General features: G+C 67.4%; 5 protein-coding genes. 3 read left to right on the top strand and 2 right to left on the bottom strand.

Translation table 11 applies throughout. From position 1 onward, the window contains the following. Nucleotides 1–191 precede the first annotated feature (191 nt). A complete protein-coding gene (locus tag DBR23_RS27135; protein WP_099729571.1) occupies nt 192–416 on the top strand; it encodes a 4-oxalocrotonate tautomerase family protein in 225 nt (74 codons plus the stop codon). An 11-nt stretch (nt 417–427) separates the two neighbouring features. Here the strand turns inward: DBR23_RS27135 and recJ are convergent, their stop codons facing one another. Further along, on the bottom strand, nt 428–2,152 hold the full coding sequence (gene recJ, locus DBR23_RS27130; RefSeq protein ID WP_108500138.1) for a single-stranded-DNA-specific exonuclease RecJ: 1,725 nt from the start codon (nt 2,150–2,152) through the stop codon (nt 428–430). Continuing rightward, complete coding sequence (locus DBR23_RS27125; RefSeq protein ID WP_108500137.1) at nt 2,149–3,102, bottom strand: phosphoglycerate mutase; 954 nt, start codon at nt 3,100–3,102, stop codon at nt 2,149–2,151. The genes recJ and DBR23_RS27125 overlap by 4 nt, the downstream gene beginning before the upstream one ends. Nucleotides 3,103–3,448: 346 nt before the next feature. Between DBR23_RS27125 and DBR23_RS27115 the strand changes: the two genes are divergently transcribed. Together DBR23_RS27115 and lolD are read left to right on the top strand one after the other, a co-directional pair. Continuing rightward, nucleotides 3,449–4,702: a lipoprotein-releasing ABC transporter permease subunit gene (locus tag DBR23_RS27115; RefSeq protein ID WP_056646585.1), complete on the top strand. Its 1,254-nt coding sequence runs from the start codon at nt 3,449–3,451 to the stop codon at nt 4,700–4,702. Next, entirely contained in the window at nt 4,695–5,396 is a 702-nt protein-coding gene (lolD, locus tag DBR23_RS27110; RefSeq protein ID WP_108500135.1) for a lipoprotein-releasing ABC transporter ATP-binding protein LolD, read from the top strand. Before DBR23_RS27115 ends, lolD begins: the two co-directional genes overlap by 8 nt. Nucleotides 5,397–5,619: the final 223 nt, after the last annotated feature.

Genomic DNA, 5,619 nt, shown 5'->3' with positions numbered 1-5,619 from the left:
GCCCCCGCCCCAGCAGCCAAGGCAGCGGCGCAGGGTGGCGATGACGATTGGGAGAGCTTCTAAATCGATAGCGGCTAGCGCATGACCATCAAGCGCTGGCGGCTATTTTTTGTGGTCGGTATTCCGGCCGATTTGACAGCAAGGCAGCGTGAGCTGCCTTTTGTTTTGGTGCACCTTGAAAGGATTCTCCGATGCCCCTGGTCAACATCCGCCTTGCGCGCCGCGACCTGCCGACTACCGCAGCCCAGAAAGCCGCCCTGATTGCGGGCGTGACCCAGCTCATGCAGCAGGTGCTGGACAAGCGGCCGGAAAGTGTCACCGTCATCATCGACGAGATAGACCCCGAGAACTGGGGGCAGGGCGGTGAGCCGGTGACCGTGATCCGCCAGCGAAGCAAGGGGCCGACGCAGGCTTGAGCGGTGGCGCGCTACACCTGCGCGCCTTCGACCAGAAACTGCACCTTGCGCTCGCCCTTCCACTCGTTCACATCCAGGCGGAAGGCCAGCAGCACCCGGGCAGGCAACTGCTCGGTATGGCCGAACCAGATGGCATCCACGGGGTTGCCCTGGTGGATGAGCTTGAGCGACAGGTGGTTCTTGGCCTCGCCCACCAGGCGCTGGCTCACGATCTGCACCTCTTCGCTGAAGGTGGGGGGCGCAAAGCCCTGGCCCCAGACCTCGCGGTGCAGCGTGTCCACGATGTCGGCGCGGCAGTATTCGGGGGCCAGCGGGCCGTCGGTTTCGATGCGGCGGGTGAGGGTGGCGGCGTCCAGCCATTCCTGCGCCACCTGGGCAAAGGCTTGCTCGAACACGTCGAACGATTCCTCCGCCACCGTGCAGCCCGCCGCCATGGCGTGGCCGCCGAACTTGAGGATCACGCCCGGGTGGCGTTTGGCCACCAGGTCCAGCGCGTCGCGCAGGTGAAAGCCGGGGATGGAGCGGCCCGAGCCTTTGAGCTCATGCTCCTTGCCCGGCGCGCTGCTGGCCGCAAACACGAACGTGGGGCGGTGCAGCTTGTCCTTGATGCGGCTGGCCACGATGCCGACCACGCCTTCGTGGAAGTCGGGGTCGAACACGCTGATGGCGGGGGGCGGCTCTTCGCTCTCGTCGAACAGGCTCTCGGCCATCAGCATGGCCTGCTCGCGCATGCCTCCTTCGATCTCGCGGCGCTCGCGGTTGATGCCATCCAGCGTGGCGGCCAGTTCGGCAGCACGGCCTGCGTCGTCGGTCAGCAGGCATTCGATGCCCAGCGTCATGTCGGCCAGGCGGCCGGCAGCGTTGATACGTGGGCCTAAAGCAAAGCCAAAGTCGAAGGTGGTGGCCACGGGCGCCTTGCGGCCAGCGGCGTGGAACAGGGCGGCGATGCCTGCGGGCATCTGCCCCGCGCGGATGCGCTTCAAGCCCTGGGCCACCAGGCGGCGGTTGTTGGCATCCAGCTTGACCACGTCGGCCACGGTGCCCAGCGCCACCAGGGTGAGCAAGGGGTCGAGCTTGGGTTGCGTGGCGGCGTCAAACACGCCACGCGCACGCAGCTCGGCGCGCAGGGCCAGCAGCACATAAAACATCACGCCCACCCCGGCCATGGACTTGCTCTCGAACGGGCAGCCGGGCTGGTTGGGGTTGACGATGGCGTCGGCCGCCGGCAGCTCCGGGCCGGGCAGGTGGTGGTCGGTCACCAGCACCTGCAGGCCCAGCGCCTTGGCCTCGGCCACGCCCTCCACGCTGGCGATGCCGTTGTCCACGGTGATGAGCATGTCAGCGCCCCGCTCGGCCACGCGGCGGGCGATCGAGGCGGTGAGGCCGTAGCCGTCGGTCACGCGGTCGGGCACCAGGTAGTCCACGTTCTGGGCGCCCAGCAGCCGCAGGCCGCGCACGCCCACGGCGCAGGCGGTGGCGCCGTCGCAGTCGTAGTCGGCCACGATGATGAGCCGTTGGTTCTGCGCCATGGCATCGGCCAGCAGGCGGGCTGCGGCGTCAATGCCCTTCAAGCCCTGGTCGCCACTGGGCGGCAGCAGGCGGCCCAGGCCATCGTCCAGCTCGTCCTTGGCCCGCACACCGCGCGCGGCGTACAGGCGCGCCAGCAGCGGGTGCACGCCGGCCTGCTCCAGCGCCCAGGCGGCGCGGGGCGGAATGTCCCTTGCTATTATTTTCATAGCTGCACCAGCATATTCGACCAGCGCATGGGGCGAAAAAGACCTTGAATCCGCTGTGCGAGGCTGCGTGGAGCGGTGTGGAAGCCCAGCGCATTGCGTTCGCCGCACAGGGTCAGCTGCACGGGCATGCCGCTTTCGGCCCGGCGCAGCAGGTCGGCCACGGGGCCTGCGTCCAGCGCGGCCCAGGCGCTGGCCCAGGTGCGCCAGTCGTCGTGCAAGGCGGCGTCCCGCAGGGTGGTGGGCATGTGGGGTGGCACAGTGGCACGCGGTGGGCCAGCCAGTGTGCCCGTGCCATGCACCCAGAACGAGTTGACGATGGGCAGCCCGCGCGCTGAGCGCTCGTCGTTGAAGGCGTGGGTGTACAGCAGCATCTGCATCTCGCTGTGCAGGCGGTGCAGGGTGCGGGCTTGTTTGACGTCGGGCATCCAGGCGCGCACGTCGCGCAGCAGCACACGCTCCAGCGACGCGGTGGCCAGGTCGGCAAACAGCGGCCCGCTGGCCAGCCAGCGCGTGGGCTGGTCGTAGTGCAGGGTGATGCCGTCCTCGGCAAACCAGGGCGCCACGATGGCCAGCAGCGCGCGGGACGCGGCTTCGTCCAGACCCAGCTGTTCGGGGTCGCGCAGGGTGACGTGGTCGGTGCTGACCTGCCACTGGCAGGGGGTGACGAAGGCCCAGGCCTCGCCGTGGATCGTCAGGCCTTGCTGGTGGCGGTGCCAGGCGGCCCAAGGGATGCGGCCGTCCTGCGCGGGCAGGCCCAGGGCGCGGGCCAGGGCGCGTTCATGGGGGGCAGAGAAGCTGGTTTCTTCGCCGCTGTCGCTCTGGGCGGGATGGGGGCTGAGCCGGGCCAGCAGCCGGTCCAGGTGGGGCAGGGCCAGGCCCTGTTGGGCTTGCTGGCATCCCGGCGAGGCGCTGGCGGCGTAGGGAATGAGCAAATGGGTGGTATCCGACATGGCTAGAGCGAGTGAAACACTTTTACGTGCCCACGAAAACCGGGGAAAGGACCGGCAACAAGGCGCAGGACGCGCAGCGGTTGGGATACCGCAAGCGGGCTGCAACGCAGTGGCCGGGCCTTTCCCCGGCTTTCCCGAAGGGTTGGGCCTCCAGGCCAGCGCTCGCGGCGTTGCGGACCTTGCCAAGGCGCTCAGCCTTGGCGGCGGCCCGCGCCTTGCGATCACTGGCCTGGAGGCCCAACGTGGGTATGTAAAAGTGTTTCACTCGCTCTATTGTCCGGGATGCCACAATCGGCCCGGCCCGTAGCGTGCATTCCGCACCGTACGGACCCTTCTTTCCTAATCCATGCAAATTCCCTACGAACTGGCCCTGGGCTGGCGCTACACACGCGCGGGCCGCGCCACGCGGCGCAATGGCTTCATCTCGTTCATCTCGGGCGTGTCCATGCTGGGCATTGCGCTGGGGGTGGCGGCGCTGATCATCGTGCTGTCGGTGATGAACGGCTTTCAGAAGGACGTGCGCGACCGCATGCTCAGCGTGGTCTCGCACATCGAGATCTTTGCGCCCCTGGGGGCCGCACTGCCCGACCCGGCGCTCACCCTGGCCGAGGCCAAGAAGAACCCGAATGTGATCGGGGCTGCACCTTTTGTGGCGGCCCAGGCCCTGCTGGCGCGTGGCGAAGACATGAAGGGCGCGCTGGTGCGCGGCATCGACCCGGCCCTGGAGGGCGCGGTGACCGACCTGGCTGCCACCAATGAGAAAACGCTGAACCTGCTGGTGCCCGGCGAGTTCCGCGTGGTGCTGGGGGGCGAGCTGGCCCGTGCCCTGGGCGTGCGGGTCGGCGACCCGGTGACGCTGATTGCGCCCGCCGGCCAGGTGACGCCGGCTGGCGTGGTGCCGCGCCTCAAGCAGATGACGGTGGCGGGCACGTTTGACTCCGGCCACTACGAATACGACTCGGCCCTGGTGCTGCTGCACCATGAGGACGCGCAGCGCATCTTCCGCCTGGAAGGCCCCACGGGCGTGCGCCTCAAGCTCAAGGACCTGCACCAGGCCCGCGAGGTGGCGCAGCAGCTGGCGCAGTCCCTGAGCGGCCAGCTGCTGATCCGCGACTGGACGCAGCAAAACCGCACCTGGTTCGCCGCCGTGCAGCTCGAAAAACGCATGATGTTCATCATCCTCACGCTCATCGTGGCCGTGGCCGCGTTCAACCTGGTCTCCACGCTGGTGATGACGGTGACTGACAAGCGCGCCGACATCGCCATCCTGCGCACGCTGGGTGCCAGCCCCAAAAGCATCATGGGCATCTTTGTGGTGCAGGGCGCGATGGTGGGCGTGATCGGCACGCTGGTCGGCCTGCTGCTGGGCCTTGGCATCGCGTTCAACATCGACGTGATCGTGCCGGCCATCGAGCGCGCGCTGAACGCGAGCTTTTTGCCCAAGGACATCTACCTCATCAGCAAGATGCCCAGCGAGCCGCAGAGCAGCGACATCGTGCCCATTGCGGTCATCTCGCTGGTGCTGGCCTTTGTGGCCACCCTGTACCCCAGCTGGCGCGCCAGCCGTGTGAACCCTGCCGAGGCGCTGCGTTATGAGTAACCCCACCCCCTATACCAACAGCCACCCGGTGGTGCTGGAAGCCAAGGGCCTGACCAAACGCTTCACCGAAGGCCGCCTGGATGTGACCGTGCTCAAGGGCGTGGACCTGCAGATCCATGCAGGCGAAACGCTGGCGATCGTGGGCGCCTCGGGCTCGGGCAAGAGCACCTTGCTGCACCTGCTGGGCGGGCTGGATGCACCCACGGCGGGCACGGTGCGCCTGAAGGGCGAAGAGATGTCGTCGCTGTCGGCGGAGCGCCAGGGGCAGCTGCGCAACCAGCACCTGGGGTTTATCTACCAGTTCCACCACCTGCTGCCGGAGTTCAGTGCGCTGGACAACGTGGCCATGCCGCTGCGCATCCGCCGCCTGCCGTTGGCCCAGTGCCATGCGGAGGCGGAGCGGGTGCTGGCGTCAGTCGGTTTGAAGGAGCGGCTGATGCACCGGCCGGCCGAGCTGTCGGGCGGTGAGCGTCAGCGGGTGGCGATTGCGCGGGCGTTGGTGACGCGGCCTGCTTGCGTGCTGGCGGACGAGCCTACGGGCAATCTGGACCGGAGTACGGCTGACGGCGTTTTCGACTTGATGCTGCAGTTGGCGCGTGATCAGGGCACGGCGTTTGTGATGGTGACGCACGATGAGTCGCTGGCGGCGCGGTGTGACCGGGTGGTGAGGCTGGTGTCTGGGGTTTTGGGGTGATTTTGGCTGGATGCGCTAGTGGGATATGGGCTGATAGCTATTGATTTTGTAGCGTTTTCTTGTGGTTGCTGATTGGATCGCATGCCTGGGTTGAAGGCGGAGGCCGGGAGTCGCCCGGCGAGCGAGTAACTTTCTTTTGCTTCGCCAAAAGAAAGTTACCAAAGAAAAGGCGACCCCCAATCTGCGACCCCTTCGCTGTGCGACGGGGCAAACCTGCGGCGGG

Source organism: Acidovorax sp. HMWF018, assembly GCF_003061035.1.
Taxonomy (GTDB): Bacteria; Pseudomonadota; Gammaproteobacteria; order Burkholderiales; family Burkholderiaceae_C; genus Acidovorax; species Acidovorax delafieldii.
Note: the sequence above shows the minus strand (reverse complement) of the source record. Positions and strands in the feature narration are given on the sequence as shown.